This is a genomic window from Mesorhizobium sp. M0016 (assembly GCF_040324035.1).
Lineage (GTDB): Bacteria > Pseudomonadota > Alphaproteobacteria > Rhizobiales > Rhizobiaceae > Mesorhizobium.
The window spans coordinates 50389-69029 of the sequence record NZ_JAMYVM010000012.1; the positions used below are offsets into that span (position 1 = coordinate 50389).

An 18641-nucleotide genomic window follows, 5' to 3' on the forward strand; every position below is an offset into this window, starting at 1 on the left:
TCCTTGCTCCGCCCTAGGACGAGGCAACGTCTGCGCGTATAAAACTCGCGAAAACCTGCACCGCTTCGCGCATGGCCCGCAGGTTCTCGTCCTCTCCCAGGATCGCTTCCATCTCCGGCGGTTTCTTGCCGAGCAAGGCAATCTCCAGAACCGCGTCCTCACAAAGCGCAAACGACATCGTCCGCATGATCTCCGCAAGCGCTGCGCGGGCGTAGAGCGAGCGCGCGGAGGCGTGGGCCAGCATGGCGGGCTTGCCGACTGCGGCGTCGCGCGAGACCAGCCAGTCGAGCGCGTTTTTCATGCCGCCGGGCACGCCATGGGCATATTCGGGGCAGGAGACGATGATGCCGTCGGCGCCGGTGACGGCCTCGATCAGCCGCATGGCCTCGGCCGGTGTGCGCTCGCCTTCGTCATCCGGGTTGAAGATCGGCAGCAGGCCGAGCCCGTCATAGACAGTTACGCGGCAATCCGAAGGCGCGTTCGCGGACAGCGCCGCCAGCAGCGCCGAATTGGTCGAGGCGGCGCGCAGGCTGCCGGAGATGGCGAGGAGTTCGATCACGGGGAAACAGGGCTAGGGAAAACCGGCAAAGGACCGCAATGGCGAATCGTACCCGAAATCTACCACAGGGTCTTGCTGTAGGCTTCGTCCAGCGAGCGGTCGAAATCGTCGGCAGTTTCGGCATGCGCCATCTGATCGGACAGCATCTGACCCAGCGTCGGCAACGTCGCGCGGTCATGCCAGCTGTCCGGCTTCCACAATTCGGAGCGCATGAAGGCCTTGGCGCAGTGCATGTAAGCGGCCTTGACGCTCACCACGACGACGCTTTGCGGTTGCTTGCCGTCGACGGTGAGGCGCTCGCGCAAACCGGCATCGACGGTTATGCGGGCGTCGCCATTGATGCGCAGCGTCTCGTTCATGCCGGGGATGAGAAAAAGCAGCCCGACCGAAGGATTGAGCAGGATGTTCTCCAGCGTGTCCAGCCGGTTGTTGCCAGGCCGGTCGGGAATGGCGATGGCCTTGTCGTCAAGGACAAGGGCGAAGCCGGGCCTGTCGCCTTTAGGCGTCACGTCGGCATTGCCGGCGCCGTCGGAAGAACCGATCAGCACGAAAGGGCTCTTGCCGATGAAGGAGCGGCAGTGGCCGTCAAGCGCCTTGAGCTCCTTGCGCATCGATGCGTCGGTCGGCCGCGGCGTTTTGTAGATCGCCCTCAGTTCATCGCGCGTGGTAACGAATTCCATGGCCGTCTCCGTTTATTCGGACGCAATTCCGGACGGCTTCACACTTTTCCTGGAATTGCTCTACTTGCCGGCTTCTTCCACCTTCTCGGCCTTATCCTCGATCGAATGGTGCAGGATCAGCGGCATCTGGCTGAAGGTGAACAACAGGGTGATCGGCATGATGCCCCAGACCTTGAAGGTAACCCAGAAGTCGGTGGAAAAATTCCGCCACACCACTTCATTGGCAAGAGCCAGGAACAGGAAGAACAGGCCCCAGCGGAAAGTCAGCTTGCGCCAGCCTTCGGCATCGAGGCGAAAGGCCGAATCGAAGACATAGCCGAGCAGCGATCGGCCGAAATACAGACCGCCGAGCAGCACGCCGCCGAACAGGGTGTTGACGATGGTCGGCTTCATCTTGATGAACACGTCGTCCTGCAGATAGAGCGTCAGCGCGCCGAAGATGAAGACGACGACGCCCGAGACCATCGGCATGATCGGCAAGGTGCGCAGCAGCAGCCAGGAGGCGATCAGCGCGATCGCCGTCGCCGCCATGAACAGGCCGGTGGCGACGAAGATCGGCCCGCCGAATTCGGCCAGGACAGGAAATTTCTGCACCAGCCAGGCGCCGCGTGCATTGGCGAAGAAGAACACCATCAGCGGCCCGAGTTCCAGCACCAGCTTGAGCAGCGGATTGACGCTTTCTTTCTTCTTTCGCGGGTCGGACGGGTCGCGTTCGAGGATGGGTGGGTTCATGACTTCCTTCTGACGCATGATCTTGTCCAAAAAGCCGTCAGCTCTTCGGGATCATTGCCTGTTACGCTACGCCGGCGATCGCCCTGGCGAATTCGCCGGCCGAGAATGGTTCGAGGTCGTCGACCTGTTCGCCGACGCCGATGAAGTAGACCGGCAGTTTGTGCTTTGCCGCGATCGCGACCAGAATACCGCCGCGCGCCGTGCCGTCCAGCTTGGTCATCACCAGGCCGTTGACGCCGGCGACATTGCGGAAAATCTCGACCTGATTGAGCGCATTCTGGCCGGTGGTGGCGTCGACCGTCTGCAGCACGGTATGCGGCGCTTCCGGATCGAGCTTGCCCAGCACGCGCACGATCTTTTCCAGCTCCGCCATCAGTTCGGTCTTGTTTTGCAGCCGGCCGGCGGTGTCGATGATCAGCACGTCGGAGCCGGCCTCCTTGGCGCGTTCGAAAGCGTCGTAGGCGAGGCCGGCGGCATCCGCGCCTATCTTCGAGGCGATGACCGGCGACTTCGTCCTCTCGCCCCAGATCTTCAGCTGCTCGATGGCTGCAGCGCGAAAGGTATCGCCGGCGGCCAGCATCACCGACAGGCCACCATCGGTCAGTTTGGCGGCGAGCTTGCCGATGGTCGTGGTCTTGCCGGTGCCGTTGACGCCGACCACCAGAATGACATGGGGCTTGTGCGAAAGGTCGAGCTCCAGCGGCATGGCGACATGGGCCAGCACCTTCTCCACCTCGGCCGCCATGATGGTGCGGACATCCGCGTCGGAGACATCCTTGCCGTAGCGGCTGGCGGCGAGCGCATCGGTGACGCGCAAGGCTGTTTCCATGCCGAGATCGGCGCGGATCAGCACGTCTTCGAGGTCCTGTAGCGTCTCTTCGTCGAGCTTTCGCTTGGTGAAGACGCCGGCAATGTTGCCGGTGAGTTCTTTCGAGGAGCGGGCAAGCCCGTCGCGCATGCGCTGGAACCAGGAGCGTCGCGGCGCCGGTTCGGGCGCCTTTTGCGGCTCGGCTTTCTGCTCGACCTTTTTGGTTACGGTGACTTTGCCGACTGACGGTGTGGGCTGTGGTGTCGGCGGAAAACCCGGTTCAGGCATGGGCGCAACCCCCGCCGTGACAGCCCGGACTTCGACCGGCGCGGGTGTGGCTTCGACCGGAGTGCGCTTTACCTCCCCCTCGATGGGGGAGGTCCCAAGCGAAGCTTGGGGGTGGGGGTGATTTGCGCTGGCGTCAGCGCTGTCACCCCACCCCGCCGCTTCGCGTCGACTCTCCCCATCGAGGGGAGGGTGGGGCGCCTCGTCCTTCTCCCCGTGGCTATACGGGGAGAAGGTGCCGGCAGGCGGATGAGGGGCGGCGCTGACCTCTGAGGTAGGCTGTGCGGGAGGCGCGGACGGTTGCGGCACTTCGATCGGGTCGGCCGGTTCTGCTGGAGTCTCGGCAGGCGTCGGCACTTCGACGGGAGCGGGCTCCAGCTGCGGTTCCGGACGCGATGGTTCGATCTCCGGCTCGGCCGGCGCCGGCGGCACTTCTTGGGGCTGCGGCTCGGGAGCCGGCTCCGGAACCGCTGGCGGCGCAGGAACTTCTTCCGGTGCAGGCGGCTCGGGTATCTCCGGCTCAGGCTGCGGTTCTTCTACCGGCGCGGGCTCCGGCAACGGTTCCGGCTCGGATGGGACGACCGGTTCCGGCGCGGGCGGGATGGTCGGCGCGGGTTTGGGCTTCGGTTCTTCTGGCGCCGACTGCGGCGCAGGCTTTACCTCCCCCTCGATGGGGGAGGTCCCAAGCGAAGCTTGGGGGTGGGGGTGAGTGGCGCCGGCGTCGGCGCTCTCACCCCTCCCCGCCACTTCGTGGCGACCCTCCCCATCGAGGGGAGGGTGGGGCGTCGGCGGCTCGGGCTCCTCGCGCTTCAAGAACTCCGGAACGATCTGCTCGGCCGCCGGCTTCAGCGCCTCAAGCGCATCCCATTTGATCGGCGGCAGGGGAGCGGTTTCGTCGATGCGCTCCTCGACGACTTCCTTCTTGCCGAACGAAAATATGTTCTTGAAAAAACCGGCCATGCTTCAATCGTCTCAGGCGGCGCGGGCAGTGAGCGGGGCCGCTATCAGGCGCACGCCGTCATGGCCGGTGATGTCTGCCTCGACGATCTCGCCCGGCGCGCCTGTGCCGAGCCCGGCAAGCGTGAACCCTTCGGTGCGGCCGACGCCGTCGCGCTCGATAAGGATCGTTTGGCGCGTTCCGGGAAGCGACGACAGATGGCGGCGATACGCAGCCTCACCAGCGGCGCGCAGCTGGGCCGCGCGCTGCTTGACCAATTCGCGGCGGACCTGCGGCATGCGCGCGGCGGGCGTGCCTTCGCGCGGCGAAAACGGGAAGACATGCAGGTGCGTCAGCCCACATTCCTCGACGATCTTTATCGAATTCTGAAACATTTCCTCGGTCTCGGTCGGGAAGCCGGCGATGATGTCGGCGCCGAAGACGATTGCCGGGCGCAATTTGCGCACATCCTCGCAGAAGCGGATCGACTGGTCGCGCAAATGCCTGCGCTTCATGCGCTTCAGGATCATGTCGTCACCTGATTGCAGCGACAGATGCAGATGCGGCATCAGCCTGGGCTCGGTGGCGATGGCGTCCAGCAGATCGTCGTCGGCCTCGATCGAATCGATGGAGGACAGCCGCAGCCGCCTCACATCAGGCACCTGCTTCAGGATGGTCTTCACCAGCTTTCCCAGCTTCGGCGCGCCCGGCAGGTCGGCGCCGAAAGAGGTCATGTCGACGCCGGTCAGCACGATCTCGGCGTAGCCGTTGCCGACGAGACGCTTGACCTGCTCGACAACCGCGCCCATCGGCACCGAATGTGAGTTGCCGCGGCCATAGGGGATGATGCAGAAGGTGCAGCGATGGTCGCAGCCGTTCTGCACCTGGACGAAAGCACGTGCCCGGCCCTCAATGGCGTCGACCATGTGGCCGGCGGTCTCGCGCACCGAGAAAATGTCGTTGACGCGTGCCTTCTCGGTGTTGTTGACGCCGAAATCCGGCAGCGCGCGGTAGGAGTTCGCCTTCAGCTTCTCCTCATTGCCGAGCACGAGGTCGACCTCGTCCATGGCGGCAAAATTCTGCGGTTCGGTCTGCGCGGCGCAGCCGGTGACGATGATGCGCGCCGCCGGGTTTTCGCGGCGGGCTTTGCGGATCGACTGCCTGGCCTGGCGCACCGCTTCCGAAGTGACGGCGCAGGTGTTGAAGATGATAGCCCCGCCTTTGAGCGCGCCGAGGCCGGCACTTTCGGCCTCGCGCCGCATCACCTCGGATTCATAGGTGTTGAGACGGCAGCCGAAGGTGACGACGTCTATGCCTTGGGAGTTGAGGCCCTTGGTATCGGCAAGTGCAGACATCAGGCCGCGCTTTCGGTGTCGCGGGCCCAGGTGCCGGTCGACGGATCGAAACTGCCGGAAAATTCCCATTCAGCGGCGCCGGTCAGGATGACGTGGTCGTCGTCGCGCCATTCCACATGCAGCGAGCCGCCGCCGGGCGTCATCAGCGTGACGCTGCGGCCGGTGCGCCGGGTGCGGGCAGCGGCGACGACGGAAGCGCAAGCGGCCGAGCCGCAAGCCTTGGTCAGGCCGGCGCCGCGCTCCCAGGTGCGGATGATCATCGTCTCCGGCGACGTTACCTGTGCGATGGTGATGTTGGCGCGCTCGGGGAAGACCGGATGGTTTTCGAGCAGCGGGCCGAAACGCTCGAGTTTATAGGACCAGACATCGTTGTCGACCCAGAAGATGGCGTGCGGGTTGCCCATCGAAAGAGCCGAAGGCGAATGCAGCACCGGCGCGTCGATGGGGCCGATCTGCAACTCGATCATGCGGGTGTCGCGGAATTCCTCGGCCAGCGGAATGTCCTGCCAGCCGAAGCGCGGCGTGCCCATGTCGACCGAGATGGTGCCGTCGGCATGTTCGACGGCGTTGAGGATGCCGGCGCGGGTCTCGAAGGTGAAAGTCTTCTGGCCCGTTTCGGCGGCCAGCGCCTGGACGACACAGCGCATGCCGTTGCCGCAGGCCTGCGCGCCCGAGCCGTCGGAATTCAAGATGTCGATGTAAAAGGCGGTGCCCGGCGTGCGCGAATCGTGGATCGCCATGATCTGGTCGAACCTGGTCGCCGCATCGGCGTTCAGCGCGACAGCCGACGCCGCCGTGACCCTATCGGCACGGCCACGCATGTCGGCGACGATGATTTCGTTACCGATGCCGTTCATCTTGGCGAAGGGGGCAGTGCCTGCCATGATCTGAGGTAATTCCTGTACGTTTCGCCGCTATATGGCGGAAACGGGCGGGAATTACCAGTGTGGGCTGCGTCTAGGTTACCGCGAAAACGCCGAGCACGATCAGCAGGAAGATGACGAGAACGATGCCGATCAGCACGCGCGCGCCGGTGGCGGCGGCCCCGGCCAGCGCCGGCATGCCGAGCAGGCTGGCGGCGGCAGCAACGATCAGAAGAATGATGATCCATTTGATCATGGACAATGCCTCGCAAATTGACTGCAGCGGCTTAAGAACGCATCTGCCGCGCTCTGGTTCCCTCTTGCCGCGAGGCTCTCTCCGACTGGGCGCGCTATTCGGCAATCTCGAAGTCGGTCGCGAAAGGCGCCGTCTTTTGCGAGTTCTCATCATGCATGAGGAAATCCGCTCGGTATTTGCCGGGGGGAACGCCATCCAGGGAGACGTTTAATTTGAAGAACATCTCTCGGTTATGCGAGCGCGAGGCGAGCTGGACCCGGCCAAGCTTTTCGACGGTTCCCAGCTTCTCGCCCGACTGGGAAAGCACGGTAAGGTCAACGTAAAGCGCGATCTGGTTGTTGCCGAGCCCATCCGAGCCGTAGCCGTAACCGACCGGCTCCATATAAAGCACAATCTCTTCGCCCGGCTTGTAGACATGGTTCGGGCGCTCGGCGTAGGCCCCGAACCCGCTGGCCGACATGATGTGCTTCACATTTTGCACGCCAAGCGGCATCGCTTGCCACAGAGCGTCCTCGGCGCTGCGGAATTTGTCCAGCGCGCCGGCACCATCACCCGCCTGCAGTGCCTTTTCGGCTTCAGCGGCGCGATCGGTGATTTCACCCGCGAAAGCGGCCGGCGTCGAAATTACCAGCGCGATCAAACTGCCAAGATTGATTTCATCTGTTCCCTCTGTTGCGATAGACCATCGGCTAAAATGGCAGTGCCGTAAACGGCCAAATGCAGACTTCAGCCGCGCTCGATCTCGGGAACGTCCCAAAGCTCGCCCGGACGGAAGGCGCGAAACCGCTCACCCAGGCCTTGCGCCTCAAGCGCTTCAGTCAGTTTTGCGCCGGCATTTGCGCTCGACCGCCGATGCGCCGACCTGCCCCGGGCTCCGGTGCCGCTTTCGCAACCGATGTACCGGTTGGAACCGCGCTAGAGCGAAGACATGCCTTTCGTCCGCCATCCCTTTTGCGACAAATTTACAACAATTCGTGGTGCAAACCCTATTTTAACCATATCGGGTTGAAATTTCGCCACCTTCTCCATCTTGGTGAGGGGTGAGATTGTGCGGACGGCTTCCCCCCAGCCGGATCCGACGGAGGTTGGAATGATTTTTTCGAGAAGCGGGCTGATGGCCGTATCGCTGGCAGCGCTCGTTGCGAGCGGCTGTTCGACCTCGCGTTTTTCATCGATGGATGACCAGCAGCCCGCCCCGCTGCAGCCCGCGCCCGCCGGCACGGTGAGCGGAAGCCAACTGCCGCCCCCGGCAGCGCCGGGCACCACCGACCCATCGCAATTCCCGACCGCGCCGGCAGGCGCGCAGGTCGCCTCGCTGCCGCCGGACGGATCGGCGCCGGCCGGAGCCTCCGACCTTACCGCTGCGAGCGTTGCCGGCGTTTGGAACGCCAGCGTGTCCGGACAGAGCTGCAAGGTGGCGACGCCGCAGACCAAATTCGGCGCCGGCTTCCGCGCCGGGCCGCTGCATTGCCCGCCGCCCATCGACGGCATCAAATCGTGGAACGTCGCCGGCAAGCAGCTGACGCTCTATGACGAGAATGGCGGCACGCTGGCGCGGCTCTATTCCTCGGGCGGTTCGAAATTCGACGGCCAGACTACCAACGGCTTGCCGATATCGCTTACAAGATAGGCTGCCTATCCCTGACAGCGACGTGACCGATGCATCTGCGTGACGGCCTCCAGACCCATGCGACCGTCAGGCAGCGCTACGACCATCTGGTCGCAACCGGCGCCATCGAGCGCGATCCTGCGCAGGAGCGCATCGCCGCCGCGCTCGACCGGCTGACCGACGAGATCTCGGTCAAGCGGCTGGCGCACAAGTCGAGCGCGCTCGGTTGGCTGTTTGCCCGCAAGCGCGAGACGCGCGAGGCCGTCAAGGGCCTCTACATCCATGGCGGCGTCGGTCGCGGCAAGACCATGCTGATGGATATGTTCTTCGAGCTGTTGCCGGTCAGGCGCAAGCGCCGCGTTCATTTCAACGACTTCATGGCCGATGTGCAGGACCGCATCCAGAAGCACCGGCAGGCGCGCAAGAACGGCGACGTCAAGGAGGACGACCCGATCCCGCCGGTCGCGCTTCAGCTTGCCGAACAGGCCTGGGTGCTGTGCTTCGATGAGTTTTCGGTCACCGACATTGCCGATGCGATGGTCCTGTCGCGGCTGTTTTCGGCGCTGTTCGCCAATGGCATGGTTCTGGTCGCCACCTCGAATGTCGCGCCGCAGGACCTTTATCGCGACGGGCTGAACCGCCAGCTCTTCCTGCCCTTCATCAGCATTCTCGAGCGCCACGCCCATGTGCTGACGCTCGATGCCGACAAGGACTACAGGCTGGAAAAGCTCGCCCGCACGCCGGTTTATGTCACCCCGGCGGATGCCGAAGCCGACCGTGTGCTCGACGAGGCCTGGCAGGCGATGACGCGTGGAGCGCCGACGGCCGAGACCTCGCTGACGCTCAAGGGGCGGCAGGTGAGAATACCGGCTGCTGCCGGCAATGCGGCGCGGTTTTCCTTCGCCGACCTCTGCGAAAAGCCGCTCGGCGCACGCGATTTCCTGGCCATTGCCGGCCGCTTCTCGACCGTCTTCATCGATCACGTGCCGGTGCTGGGCGAAGGCAAGCGCAACGAGGCCAAGCGCTTCATCCTGTTGATCGACACGCTCTACGATCATCACACGCGGCTGGTGGTGAGCGCTGAGGCTCCCCCGCCTGAGCTTTACACGGCCAGGCGCGGCGTCGAGGTGTTCGAATTCGAACGCACCGCCTCGCGGCTGATCGAGATGCAAAGCCGCGACTGGCTGGAGGACTGGGCGGAACGGCAGAAGGACAACGCGGAAGCGCAGGTCTGAGGGTTCCAAGTGGTCATTATGTAGTGATCCTTCGCGCCCCTCTGTCCTGCCGGACATCTCCCCCACACGGGGGGAGATTGGCGGTTTCGGCGCTCCGCTCATTCCTGCGGCCATTGGAGATTGGCGAAAGGTCGCGTGACGTCCGATCTCCCCCCTCGTGGGGGAGATGCCTGGCAAGGCAGAGGGGGCGCTGTCCCGCCGACGCCTAAAGCTCGTACACATACATCACAAACGACTCCGCCTGCCCATGCTCCTCCCTGCGTTTTTCATAAAGCCCGCGCGATGGAACATTGTCCGGCTCGGTTCCAACACAGGCTTCGCCGCAACCTTTGCTCGCGGCCGAGCGCGAACATCGCGTCGAGCATTTTTCGCGCGATGCCTTGGCGCTGGTAGGCGGGTGAGACGCCGACTTCGTCGATGTAGAGTCCGTTGACCTTGTCGGGATGGCGGTGGATGATTGTGGGGCATTGGTCGACGACGCCGTCGGCCATGCCACGATCATGAGATGACCTGATGATGAGGCGAGGTAGGCAGCAAGCCTGTCTGCCCGGACCGGCTCGTCGAACACGTCCTCGGCGATGCGCTTCACAAGGGCGTCATCGCCTGGATATAGTCTTCTGATTTCCACGCTCATTGTTTAAAATCTCCCAAGCTGGCCTACAAACTTTGACGTTTACGTAAGTCCCAATGTTTCTAACCGATTGAAATCATTCACTCGAAAATAATCGATTGAATATATTTTCCACCGGGGCTACTGGATGCGGCGAAATCTAGCTGAGACCATAGCATTCCGGCCTCTTCTTCGACGCCGTCAACAGATCGCCAGGGATTTTGGGCGTCGTCACAGACAAAGGGAAAATTTCCTCACATGGCACGCAACAAGATAGCGCTCATCGGCTCCGGCATGATCGGCGGCACGCTCGCTCACATGATCGGCCTCAAGGACCTCGGCGACGTGGTGCTGTTCGATATTGCCGAGGGCATTCCGCAAGGCAAGGGGCTCGATATCGCGCAGTCGTCGCCGGTCGACGGTTTTGATTCCCGGCTGACCGGCGTCAATGATTATGCCGGCATCGAGGGCGCCGACGTTTGCATCGTCACCGCGGGCGTGCCGCGCAAGCCAGGCATGAGCCGCGACGATCTGCTGGGCATCAACCTCAAGGTCATGGAACAGGTCGGCGCCGGGCTGAAGAAATATGCACCCAAGGCCTTCGTCATCTGCATCACCAACCCGCTCGACGCCATGGTCTGGGCGCTGCAGAAGTTTTCCGGCCTGCCCAAGACCCATGTCGTCGGCATGGCCGGCGTGCTCGACAGCGCGCGCTTCCGCTATTTCCTCGCCGAGGAATTCAAGGTCTCGGTCGAGGACGTTACCGCCTTCGTGCTCGGCGGCCACGGCGATTCCATGGTGCCGATGATCCGCTACTCCACTGTGTCAGGCATTCCGTTGCCCGATCTCATCAAGATGGGCTGGACCTCGAAGGAAAAGCTCGACCAGATCGTCCAGCGCACCCGCGACGGCGGCGCCGAGATCGTCGGTCTGCTCAAGACCGGCTCGGCCTTCTACGCGCCAGCCGCCTCGGCGATCTCGATGGCCGAATCCTACCTCAAGGACAAGAAGCGCGTGCTGCCTTGCGCGGCGCATCTCTCGGGCCAGTATGGCGTCAAGGGCACCTATGTCGGCGTTCCCGTTGTGATCGGCGCCGGCGGCGTCGAGCGCATCATCGAGATCGACCTCAACAAGGCCGAGCAGAAGATGTTCGACGCTTCGGTGGCGACAGTGCAGGGCCTGACCGAGGCTTGCGTCAAGATCGCCCCGCACCTCGCCTCGAAGTAATCCCCCAAAGCAGCCGATCCGGAGACCATCCAGATGAACATCCATGAATATCAAGGCAAGGCGCTGCTGAAGTCGTTTGGTGCGCCGGTGGCCGAAGGCGTGCCGGTGTTCAAGGCAAGCGAGGCGGAAGCCGCGGCACAAGCGCTGCCCGGCCCGCTCTATGTGGTGAAGAGCCAGATCCACGCCGGTGGCCGCGGCAAGGGGAAGTTCAAGGAACTGTCGCCCGACGCAAAGGGCGGCGTGCGGCTGGCTAAGTCGGTTGCCGAAGTCGTTGCCAACGCCAATGAGATGCTCGGCCACACGCTGGTGACCAAGCAGACCGGCCCCGCCGGCAAGCAGGTCAACCGTCTTTATATCGAGGACGGCGCCGACATCGAGCGCGAGCTTTATCTGTCGATCCTGGTCGACCGCTCGGTCGGCCGCATCGCTTTCGTCGTCTCGACCGAGGGCGGCATGGACATTGAAGGCGTCGCCCACGACACACCGGACAAGATCATCACCCGCGCCATCGATCCGCTGGCCGGCGTGACGACCATCGACGTCGACATATTGGTGGAAGCGCTGGGACTAAACGGCGATGCCGCCAAGGATGCCGGCACGCTGTTCCCGATCCTCTACAAGGCCTTTGTCGAGAAGGACATGAGCCTGCTCGAGGTCAACCCGCTGATCGTGATGAAAAACGGCCGCCTGCGCGTGCTGGACGCCAAGGTGTCGTTCGACAACAACGCGCTGTTTCGCCACCCCGAACTGATGGAATTGCGCGACACCACCGAAGAGGACGAGAAGGAGATCGAGGCGTCGAAATACGACCTCGCCTATGTCGCGCTCGACGGCAATATCGGCTGCATGGTCAACGGCGCCGGCCTTGCCATGGCGACGATGGACATCATCAAGCTCTACGGCGCCGAACCCGCCAACTTCCTCGATGTCGGCGGTGGCGCGTCGAAGGAGAAGGTGACGGCGGCGTTCAAGATCATCACCCGGGATCCGGCGGTCAAAGGCATTTTGATCAACATCTTCGGCGGCATCATGAAGTGCGACATCATCGCCGAGGGCGTGATTGCCGCGGTCAAGGAAGTCGGCCTGGAAGTGCCGTTGGTGGTGCGCCTCGAAGGCACAAACGCCGAACTCGGCAAGAAGATCATCAACGACAGCGGCCTCAACGTCGTGTCGGCCGACGATCTCGACGACGCAGCCAAGAAGATCGTGGCGGCGGTGAAGGGCTGAAGGCGAATGCCTCCGAGCAAGATAAACCTGGTCGAGGCGGCGGATCGAACGATCACCAAGGTCTTCGATCCGCATATCGCCGGCGACGTCAATGACAGCCAGGCGAAGGTCGCCAAGTTCGGCGAGACCTTCGACTGGCATGCACATGAGCATGAGGACGAGGCCTTTCTCGTGCTGCGCGGACGCATCGCCATCGATTTTCGCGACGGTCCGGTCGAGCTCGGCGAGGGCGACTTCATCGTCGTGCCAAGGGGTGTCGAGCACCGGCCGCGGTCGCTGACCGCCGAGCCCGTGGTGCTGATGTTCGAGCCGGCAACGACGCTCAACACCGGCAATGCCAAGAGCGACCTCACCGTCACCGACCTGAAGCGGCTCTGACCATGAACGCGGCTTCCTTTTCCTCGCTCTCGGCCGATCACCAGCGCCTGCAGGCGCTGGTCGGCGCGTGGCGCGGCGAGGAAGAGGTGGCGGAAACGCAATGGGCCGATGGCGGCACGGCGACGTCGGAGGTGCTGGCGGAGGCGCAGTTCGGCGGCCTGTTCGTGGTGCAGCGCTATCGCCAGCGCCGCGACGGCACGGTCTCGTTCGGGTCGCACTCAGTGTTCGGCTTCGACCAGCCAAACAGCCTCGTCACCATGCATCAGTTCGATTCCATGGGTTTTATGCCGGCCTCGCCGGCCACAGGTGCATGGAACGGCGCAGAACTGATTCTGGAGCGGTCATCGCCGCGCGGCTCAGCGCGCGTGACGTATATTTTCGACACTCCCGATGCCTACCGGATGCGACTGCATTTCAAACCTGCCGGCAGCGACAGCTGGCAAGACATGGTGAGCGGCGTCTACCGGCGCGTTTCGCCTTCCTCGATCAACGGTTTTTAGAAAAGGGCTCCGATGTCCATTCTCATCGACAAGAACACCAAGGTGCTGGTTCAGGGCCTGACCGGCAAGACCGGCACGTTCCACACCGAGCAGGCCTTGGCCTATCACGGCACCAGGATGGTCGGCGGCATCCATCCCAAGAAGGGTGGCGAGACCTGGACCGGCGCCAAGGGCGAAAACCTGCCGATCTTCGGTTCCGTTGCCGAGGGCAAGGAAAAGACCGGCGCCAATGCCTCGGTGGTCTATGTGCCGCCGGCGGGCGCCGCCGAAGCCATCCTCGAAGCCATCGAAGCCGAGATCCCGCTGATCGTCTGCATCACCGAAGGCATTCCGGTGATGGACATGGTTAGGGTCAAGGCGCGGCTCGACCGCTCGACCTCGCGGCTGATCGGCCCGAACTGCCCCGGCGTGCTCACCCCCGACGAATGCAAGATCGGTATCATGCCCGGCAACATCTTCCGCAAGGGCTCGGTCGGCGTTGTTTCGCGCTCGGGAACGCTTACCTATGAGGCAGTGTTCCAGACCACCAATGTCGGCCTCGGCCAGACCACCGCCGTCGGTATCGGCGGCGACCCCGTCAAAGGCACCGAGTTCATCGACATGCTCGAAATGTTCCTCGCCGACGACGAGACCAAGTCGATCATCATGATCGGCGAGATCGGCGGTTCGGCCGAGGAAGACGCCGCGCAGTTCCTCAAGGACGAGGCCAAGCGCGGCCGCAGGAAACCGATGGCCGGCTTCATCGCCGGGCGCACCGCGCCGGCCGGTCGCACCATGGGCCATGCGGGCGCGGTCATATCCGGCGGCAAGGGCGGCGCGGAAGACAAGATCGCGGCGATGGAATCGGCCGGCATTAAAGTATCGTCATCGCCGGCGCGTCTGGGCACGACGCTGGTCGAGGCGATCAAGGCCAAGTGAGTAGCGAGTAGTGAATAGCGAATAGGGAAAAGAGAGTAACGGCGCGACCCGGGAAAAATCCCTACTCGCTATTCGCTACTCACTATTCGCTTTTGAAAAGGAGACGGAGCCAGGCTCCGCGGACAAAAATGGCAAGACAAGATCAGGCCAACGACCAATTTTCGCTCACCTCTTTCCTGTATGGCGGCAATGCCGACTATATCGACGCGCTGTACGCCTCCTATGAGGATGATCCAGAGTCGGTAAACCCCGAATGGCAGGACTTCTTCGCCGGGCTGAAGGACGACGCCGGCGATGTGCGCAAGAACGCCAAGGGCGCTTCCTGGGCAAAGCCGTCCTGGCCGCTGCAGGCCAATGGCGAACTGGTGTCGGCGCTGGACGGCAATTGGGGCATCGTCGAGAAGCATCTGGAAAAGAAGGTCAAGGACAAGGCGGTCACCAATGGCGTCGTGCTGTCGGATGCCGACGTGCATCAGGCGACGCGCGATTCGGTGCGCGCCATCATGATGATCCGCGCCTTCCGCATGCGCGGCCATCTGCACGCCAATCTCGACCCGCTCGGCATCGCCAAGCCGCTTGAGGACTATAACGAACTGTCGCCGGAAAATTACGGTTTTACCGCAGCCGACTACGACCGGCCGATCTTCCTCGACAATGTGCTCGGCCTCGAATTCGGCACCATCCGGCAGATGCTGGAGATCCTGACCCGCACCTATTGCTCGACGCTCGGTGTCGAGTTCATGCACATTTCCGATCCCGAGGAGAAGGCCTGGATCCAGGCGCGCATCGAGGGTGCCGACAAGGAGATTTCCTTCACCGCTACGGGAAAAAAAGCGATCCTGCAGAAGCTGGTCGAGGCCGAAGGCTTCGAGCAGTTCATCGATGTCAAGTACAAGGGTACCAAGCGCTTCGGCCTCGATGGCAGCGAAGGCCTGATCCCGGCGCTGGAGCAGATCATCAAGCGCGGCGGCCAGCTCGGCATGAAGGAGATCGTGCTCGGCATGGCGCATCGCGGCCGGCTGAACGTGCTGTCCCAGGTGATGGCCAAACCGCATCGCGCCATCTTCCACGAATTCAAGGGCGGCTCGGCCGCTCCTGACGAGGTCGAGGGCTCGGGCGACGTCAAGTACCATCTCGGCGCCTCGTCGGACCGCGAATTCGACGGCAACAAGGTGCATCTGTCGCTGACCGCCAATCCCTCGCATCTGGAAATCGTCGATCCGGTTGTGATGGGCAAGGCGCGCGCCAAGCAGGACTATCTGTTCGGCCGCAGCCGCGAGGAGATCGTGCCGCTGGAAGAGCGCGCCAAGGTGCTGCCGCTGCTTCTGCATGGCGATGCCGCCTTTGCCGGCCAAGGTGTGATTGCCGAAATCCTCGGCCTGTCGGGGTTGCGCGGCCACCGCGTCGCCGGCACGCTGCATTTCATCATCAACAACCAGATCGGCTTCACCACCAATCCGCGCTTCTCGCGCTCGTCGCCCTATCCGTCCGACGTCGCCAAGATGATCGAGGCGCCGATCTTCCACGTCAATGGCGACGACCCGGAAGCGGTGGTGCATGCCACCAAGGTGGCGATCGAATTTCGCATGAAGTTCCACAAGCCGGTGGTGGTGGACATGTTCTGCTATCGCCGCTTCGGCCACAATGAGGGCGACGAGCCAGCCTTCACCCAGCCGATCATGTACGCCAACATCCGCAACCACAAGACGACGGTGCAGATCTATGGCGAGCGGCTGATCGCCGAGGGCCATATCAGCCAGGCCGAACTCGACAAGATGAAGGCCGACTGGCGCGCCCATCTGGAATCCGAATGGGAAGTCGGCCAGCACTACAAGCCTAACAAGGCCGACTGGCTGGACGGTGCCTGGTCCGGCCTGCGCACCGCCGACAACCAGGACGAACAGCGCCGCGGCAAGACCGCCGTGCCGGTCAAGGTGCTGAAGGACATCGGCAAGAAACTGACCGAGGTGCCGAAAGGTTTCGAGGCGCACAAGACCATCATCCGCTTCCTCGAAAACCGCCGCCAGGCGATCGACTCCGGCGAAGGCATCGACTGGTCGACGGCCGAGGCGCTGGCCTTCGGCGCCATCCTGCTCGACGGCAATCCGATCCGGCTCTCCGGCCAGGATTCAGAACGCGGCACCTTCTCGCAGCGCCATTCCGTGCTCTACGACCAGCGCGACGAGACCCGCTACATCCCGCTCAACAATCTCTCGGCCGCACAGGCCGGCTACGAAGTCATCAACTCGATGCTGTCGGAAGAGGCGGTGCTCGGCTTCGAGTATGGCTACAGCCTGGCCGAGCCTAAGGCGCTGACGCTCTGGGAAGCGCAGTTCGGCGATTTCGCCAACGGCGCCCAGGTGGTGTTCGACCAGTTTATCTCGTCGGGCGAGCGCAAGTGGCTGCGCATGTCGGGCCTGGTCTGCCTGCTGCCGCATGGCTATGAGGGCCAGGGGCCGGAACATTCCTCGGCCCGGCTCGAGCGTTTCCTGCAGCTCTGCGCCGAAGACAATATGCAAGTCGCCAACTGCACCACGCCGGCAAACTACTTCCACATATTGCGCCGGCAACTGAAGCGCGACTTCCGCAAGCCGCTGATCCTGATGACGCCGAAGTCGCTGCTGCGCCACAAGCGGGCAGTGTCGACGCTGCCGGAGATTTCGGGCGAAAGCTCGTTCCACCGGCTGTTGTGGGACGACGCCCAGCTGTTGCAGAACCAGGCGATCAAGCTCACCAAGGATTCCAAAATCCGCCGCGTCGTGCTGTGCTCGGGCAAGGTCTATTACGACCTGTACGAGGAGCGCGAGAAGCGCGGCATCAACGACATCTATCTCTTGCGCGTCGAACAGCTCTATCCGTTCCCGGCCAAGGCGCTGATCACCGAACTGTCGCGCTTCCGCAATGCCGAGATGGTGTGGTGCCAGGAGGAACCCAAGAATATGGGCGCCTGGTCGTTCATCGATCCGTATCTGGAATGGGTGCTGGCTCATATCGACGCCAAGCACCAGCGGGTGCGCTATACCGGACGTCCTGCGGCGGCATCGCCGGCGACCGGCTTGATGTCGAAGCATTTGGCGCAGCTCGCCGCCCTGCTCGAAGACGCGCTCGGCGAATAGAACAAACCCGGCGAATAGAACAGACAGAGAAGAAACGGAACAGGCACAATGGCTACCGAAATCCGCGTTCCCACTCTCGGCGAATCCGTCACCGAGGCGACCATCGGCAAGTGGTTCAAGAAGGTCGGCGATGCCATTGCCGTCGACGAGCCGCTGGTCGAGCTCGAAACCGACAAGGTGACGGTGGAGGTGCCTGCCGCCGCCGCCGGCACGCTGGGCGAGATCACCGCCAAGGAAGGCGAGACCGTCGGCGTCGGCGCGTTGCTGGGTTCGATCTCGGCAGGCGTCGCCACGGCCGCCCCGGCGTCCAAGCAGGAGACCAAGCCGCAAGCGGTGTCGCAGGCTTCGAGCCCGGACGCAGCGCACACGACCAGGCAGGCTGCGGCTGAGACCGCCAAGATAGCCGGCGACGCCGGGCCGGTCGAGCCGCGCACCATGCCGCCGGCGCCAGCTGCCGCAAAGCTGATCGCCGAGAACAATCTGTCGGTCGACCAGGTTTCTGGCTCGGGCAAGCGCGGCCAGGTGCTGAAGGGCGACGTGCTCGACGCGATTTCCAAGGGCGCGCCGTCGCAGCCGGCCGAAATTCCGAAGGCCGCACCGGCTCCGGTCGCTGTGCGTGCGCCGTCTTCGGGCGACGATGCGTCGCGCGAGGAGCGCGTGCGCATGACCAAGCTGCGCCAGACCATTGCGCGCCGGCTGAAGGAAGCGCAGTCGACCGCCGCCATGCTGACCACCTTCAACGAGGTCGACATGTCGGCGGTGATGGCGCTCAGGACCAAGTACAAGGACATCTTCGAGAAGAAGCATGGCGTGAAGCTCGGCTTCATGGGCTTCTTCACCAAGGCGGTTACGCACGCATTGAAGGAAATCCCCTCGGTCAATGCCGAGATCGACGGCACCGACATCATCTTCAAGAACTATGCCCATATCGGCGTTGCCGTCGGCACCGAAAAGGGTCTCGTCGTGCCGGTGGTGCGCAATGCCGACCAAATGTCGATTGCCGAGATCGAGAAGGATATCGGCCGGCTGGGCATCGCCGCGCGGGACGGCAAGCTGTCGGTCGCCGACATGCAGGGTGGTACGTTCACGATTTCCAACGGTGGCGTCTACGGTTCGCTGATGTCGACGCCGATCCTCAATGCGCCGCAGTCGGGCATTCTTGGCATGCACAAGATCCAGGACCGGCCCGTCGTGGTCGGCGGCCAGATCGTGATTCGGCCGATGATGTACCTGGCGCTCAGCTACGATCACCGTATCGTCGACGGCAAGGAAGCCGTGACCTTCCTGGTCCGCGTCAAGGACAGCCTGGAAGATCCCGAACGGCTGGTGCTCGATCTGTGAGTGAT

18 protein-coding genes are annotated in these 18641 nt (G+C 63.3%); 9 read left to right on the plus strand and 9 right to left on the minus strand.

The window, feature by feature from the left end; translation table 11 throughout:
- Positions 1–13: 13 nt before the first annotated feature.
- The 8 genes from NKJ88_RS18330 to NKJ88_RS18365 form a co-directional block, all read right to left on the minus strand.
- Positions 14–559, minus strand: a complete 546-nt coding sequence (locus tag NKJ88_RS18330; RefSeq protein ID WP_352444966.1) for an NADPH-dependent FMN reductase — start codon at positions 557–559, stop codon at positions 14–16.
- Between the two features lie 59 nt (positions 560–618).
- A complete protein-coding gene (locus NKJ88_RS18335; protein ID WP_352444968.1) occupies positions 619–1239 on the minus strand; it encodes a pyridoxamine 5'-phosphate oxidase family protein in 621 nt (206 codons plus the stop codon).
- A gap of 60 nt (positions 1240–1299) precedes the next feature.
- Positions 1300–1971, minus strand: a complete 672-nt coding sequence (locus NKJ88_RS18340; protein WP_023687683.1) for a septation protein A — start codon at positions 1969–1971, stop codon at positions 1300–1302.
- Between the two features lie 61 nt (positions 1972–2032).
- Entirely contained in the window at positions 2033–4024 is a 1992-nt protein-coding gene (gene ftsY / locus NKJ88_RS18345) for a signal recognition particle-docking protein FtsY (protein WP_352444970.1), read from the minus strand.
- Positions 4025–4036: 12 nt separating this feature from the next.
- Positions 4037–5356, minus strand: coding sequence for a tRNA (N(6)-L-threonylcarbamoyladenosine(37)-C(2))-methylthiotransferase MtaB (gene mtaB / locus NKJ88_RS18350; protein WP_352444972.1), 1320 nt, complete (start codon positions 5354–5356; stop codon positions 4037–4039).
- Entirely contained in the window at positions 5356–6240 is an 885-nt protein-coding gene (gene dapF / locus NKJ88_RS18355; protein WP_352444973.1) for a diaminopimelate epimerase, read from the minus strand. The genes mtaB and dapF overlap by 1 nt, the downstream gene beginning before the upstream one ends.
- A gap of 73 nt (positions 6241–6313) precedes the next feature.
- Entirely contained in the window at positions 6314–6475 is a 162-nt protein-coding gene (locus NKJ88_RS18360) for a DUF1328 family protein (RefSeq protein ID WP_023683859.1), read from the minus strand.
- A 94-nt stretch (positions 6476–6569) separates the two neighbouring features.
- Positions 6570–7232: a hypothetical protein gene (locus tag NKJ88_RS18365; protein WP_352444974.1), complete on the minus strand. Its 663-nt coding sequence runs from the start codon at positions 7230–7232 to the stop codon at positions 6570–6572.
- Positions 7233–7565: 333 nt separating this feature from the next.
- Between NKJ88_RS18365 and NKJ88_RS18370 the strand changes: the two genes are divergently transcribed.
- Together NKJ88_RS18370 and zapE are read left to right on the plus strand one after the other, a co-directional pair.
- The gene (locus NKJ88_RS18370; RefSeq protein ID WP_023687689.1) at positions 7566–8105 is read left to right on the plus strand and encodes a protease inhibitor Inh/omp19 family protein; all 540 of its coding nucleotides are present in this window, start codon (positions 7566–7568) and stop codon (positions 8103–8105) included.
- A gap of 29 nt (positions 8106–8134) precedes the next feature.
- A complete protein-coding gene (gene zapE, locus NKJ88_RS18375; protein ID WP_352444975.1) occupies positions 8135–9319 on the plus strand; it encodes a cell division protein ZapE in 1185 nt (394 codons plus the stop codon).
- A gap of 266 nt (positions 9320–9585) precedes the next feature.
- Here zapE and NKJ88_RS18380 read toward each other — a convergent pair whose 3' ends face one another.
- Positions 9586–9810 carry a GNAT family N-acetyltransferase gene (locus NKJ88_RS18380; RefSeq protein ID WP_352444976.1) on the minus strand — a complete coding sequence of 75 codons (225 nt, stop codon included), beginning with the start codon at positions 9808–9810 and terminating at the stop codon, positions 9586–9588.
- 377 nt (positions 9811–10187) lie between these two features.
- Between NKJ88_RS18380 and mdh the strand changes: the two genes are divergently transcribed.
- The 7 genes from mdh to odhB all read left to right on the plus strand — a co-directional run bounded on the left by mdh (position 10188) and on the right by odhB (position 18636).
- Positions 10188–11156, plus strand: coding sequence for a malate dehydrogenase (gene mdh, locus NKJ88_RS18385; RefSeq protein ID WP_023670541.1), 969 nt, complete (start codon positions 10188–10190; stop codon positions 11154–11156).
- Positions 11157–11189: 33 nt separating this feature from the next.
- The gene (gene sucC, locus NKJ88_RS18390) at positions 11190–12383 is read left to right on the plus strand and encodes an ADP-forming succinate--CoA ligase subunit beta (protein WP_023745421.1); all 1194 of its coding nucleotides are present in this window, start codon (positions 11190–11192) and stop codon (positions 12381–12383) included.
- 6 nt (positions 12384–12389) lie between these two features.
- Positions 12390–12761, plus strand: coding sequence for a cupin domain-containing protein (locus NKJ88_RS18395; RefSeq protein ID WP_023824357.1), 372 nt, complete (start codon positions 12390–12392; stop codon positions 12759–12761).
- Between the two features lie 2 nt (positions 12762–12763).
- Positions 12764–13261: a DUF1579 family protein gene (locus NKJ88_RS18400; RefSeq protein ID WP_023752711.1), complete on the plus strand. Its 498-nt coding sequence runs from the start codon at positions 12764–12766 to the stop codon at positions 13259–13261.
- Positions 13262–13273: 12 nt separating this feature from the next.
- Positions 13274–14179, plus strand: a complete 906-nt coding sequence (gene sucD, locus NKJ88_RS18405; protein WP_023824356.1) for a succinate--CoA ligase subunit alpha — start codon at positions 13274–13276, stop codon at positions 14177–14179.
- Positions 14180–14307: 128 nt separating this feature from the next.
- Positions 14308–17295 (plus strand): 2-oxoglutarate dehydrogenase E1 component, encoded by a 2988-nt coding sequence (locus NKJ88_RS18410; protein ID WP_023736764.1) that lies wholly within the window; start codon positions 14308–14310, stop codon positions 17293–17295.
- Positions 17296–17343: 48 nt separating this feature from the next.
- Complete coding sequence (gene odhB / locus NKJ88_RS18415) at positions 17344–18636, plus strand: 2-oxoglutarate dehydrogenase complex dihydrolipoyllysine-residue succinyltransferase (protein ID WP_023670535.1); 1293 nt, start codon at positions 17344–17346, stop codon at positions 18634–18636.
- Positions 18637–18641 lie beyond the last annotated feature (5 nt).

Coding starts and splice junctions, on each gene's coding strand:
- zapE (WP_352444975.1), top strand. CDS start 8,135: ATGCATCTGCGTGACGGCCTCCAGACCCATGCGACCGTCAGGCAGCGC.
- dapF (WP_352444973.1), bottom strand. CDS start 6,240: ATGGCAGGCACTGCCCCCTTCGCCAAGATGAACGGCATCGGTAACGAA.
- odhB (WP_023670535.1), top strand. CDS start 17,344: ATGGCTACCGAAATCCGCGTTCCCACTCTCGGCGAATCCGTCACCGAG.
- NKJ88_RS18380 (WP_352444976.1), bottom strand. CDS start 9,810: ATGGCCGACGGCGTCGTCGACCAATGCCCCACAATCATCCACCGCCAT.
- sucC (WP_023745421.1), top strand. CDS start 11,190: ATGAACATCCATGAATATCAAGGCAAGGCGCTGCTGAAGTCGTTTGGT.
- NKJ88_RS18335 (WP_352444968.1), bottom strand. CDS start 1,239: ATGGAATTCGTTACCACGCGCGATGAACTGAGGGCGATCTACAAAACG.
- NKJ88_RS18370 (WP_023687689.1), top strand. CDS start 7,566: ATGATTTTTTCGAGAAGCGGGCTGATGGCCGTATCGCTGGCAGCGCTC.
- NKJ88_RS18410 (WP_023736764.1), top strand. CDS start 14,308: ATGGCAAGACAAGATCAGGCCAACGACCAATTTTCGCTCACCTCTTTC.
- NKJ88_RS18360 (WP_023683859.1), bottom strand. CDS start 6,475: ATGATCAAATGGATCATCATTCTTCTGATCGTTGCTGCCGCCGCCAGC.
- sucD (WP_023824356.1), top strand. CDS start 13,274: ATGTCCATTCTCATCGACAAGAACACCAAGGTGCTGGTTCAGGGCCTG.
- mtaB (WP_352444972.1), bottom strand. CDS start 5,356: ATGTCTGCACTTGCCGATACCAAGGGCCTCAACTCCCAAGGCATAGAC.
- NKJ88_RS18395 (WP_023824357.1), top strand. CDS start 12,390: ATGCCTCCGAGCAAGATAAACCTGGTCGAGGCGGCGGATCGAACGATC.
- NKJ88_RS18400 (WP_023752711.1), top strand. CDS start 12,764: ATGAACGCGGCTTCCTTTTCCTCGCTCTCGGCCGATCACCAGCGCCTG.
- NKJ88_RS18340 (WP_023687683.1), bottom strand. CDS start 1,971: ATGAACCCACCCATCCTCGAACGCGACCCGTCCGACCCGCGAAAGAAG.
- ftsY (WP_352444970.1), bottom strand. CDS start 4,024: ATGGCCGGTTTTTTCAAGAACATATTTTCGTTCGGCAAGAAGGAAGTC.
- mdh (WP_023670541.1), top strand. CDS start 10,188: ATGGCACGCAACAAGATAGCGCTCATCGGCTCCGGCATGATCGGCGGC.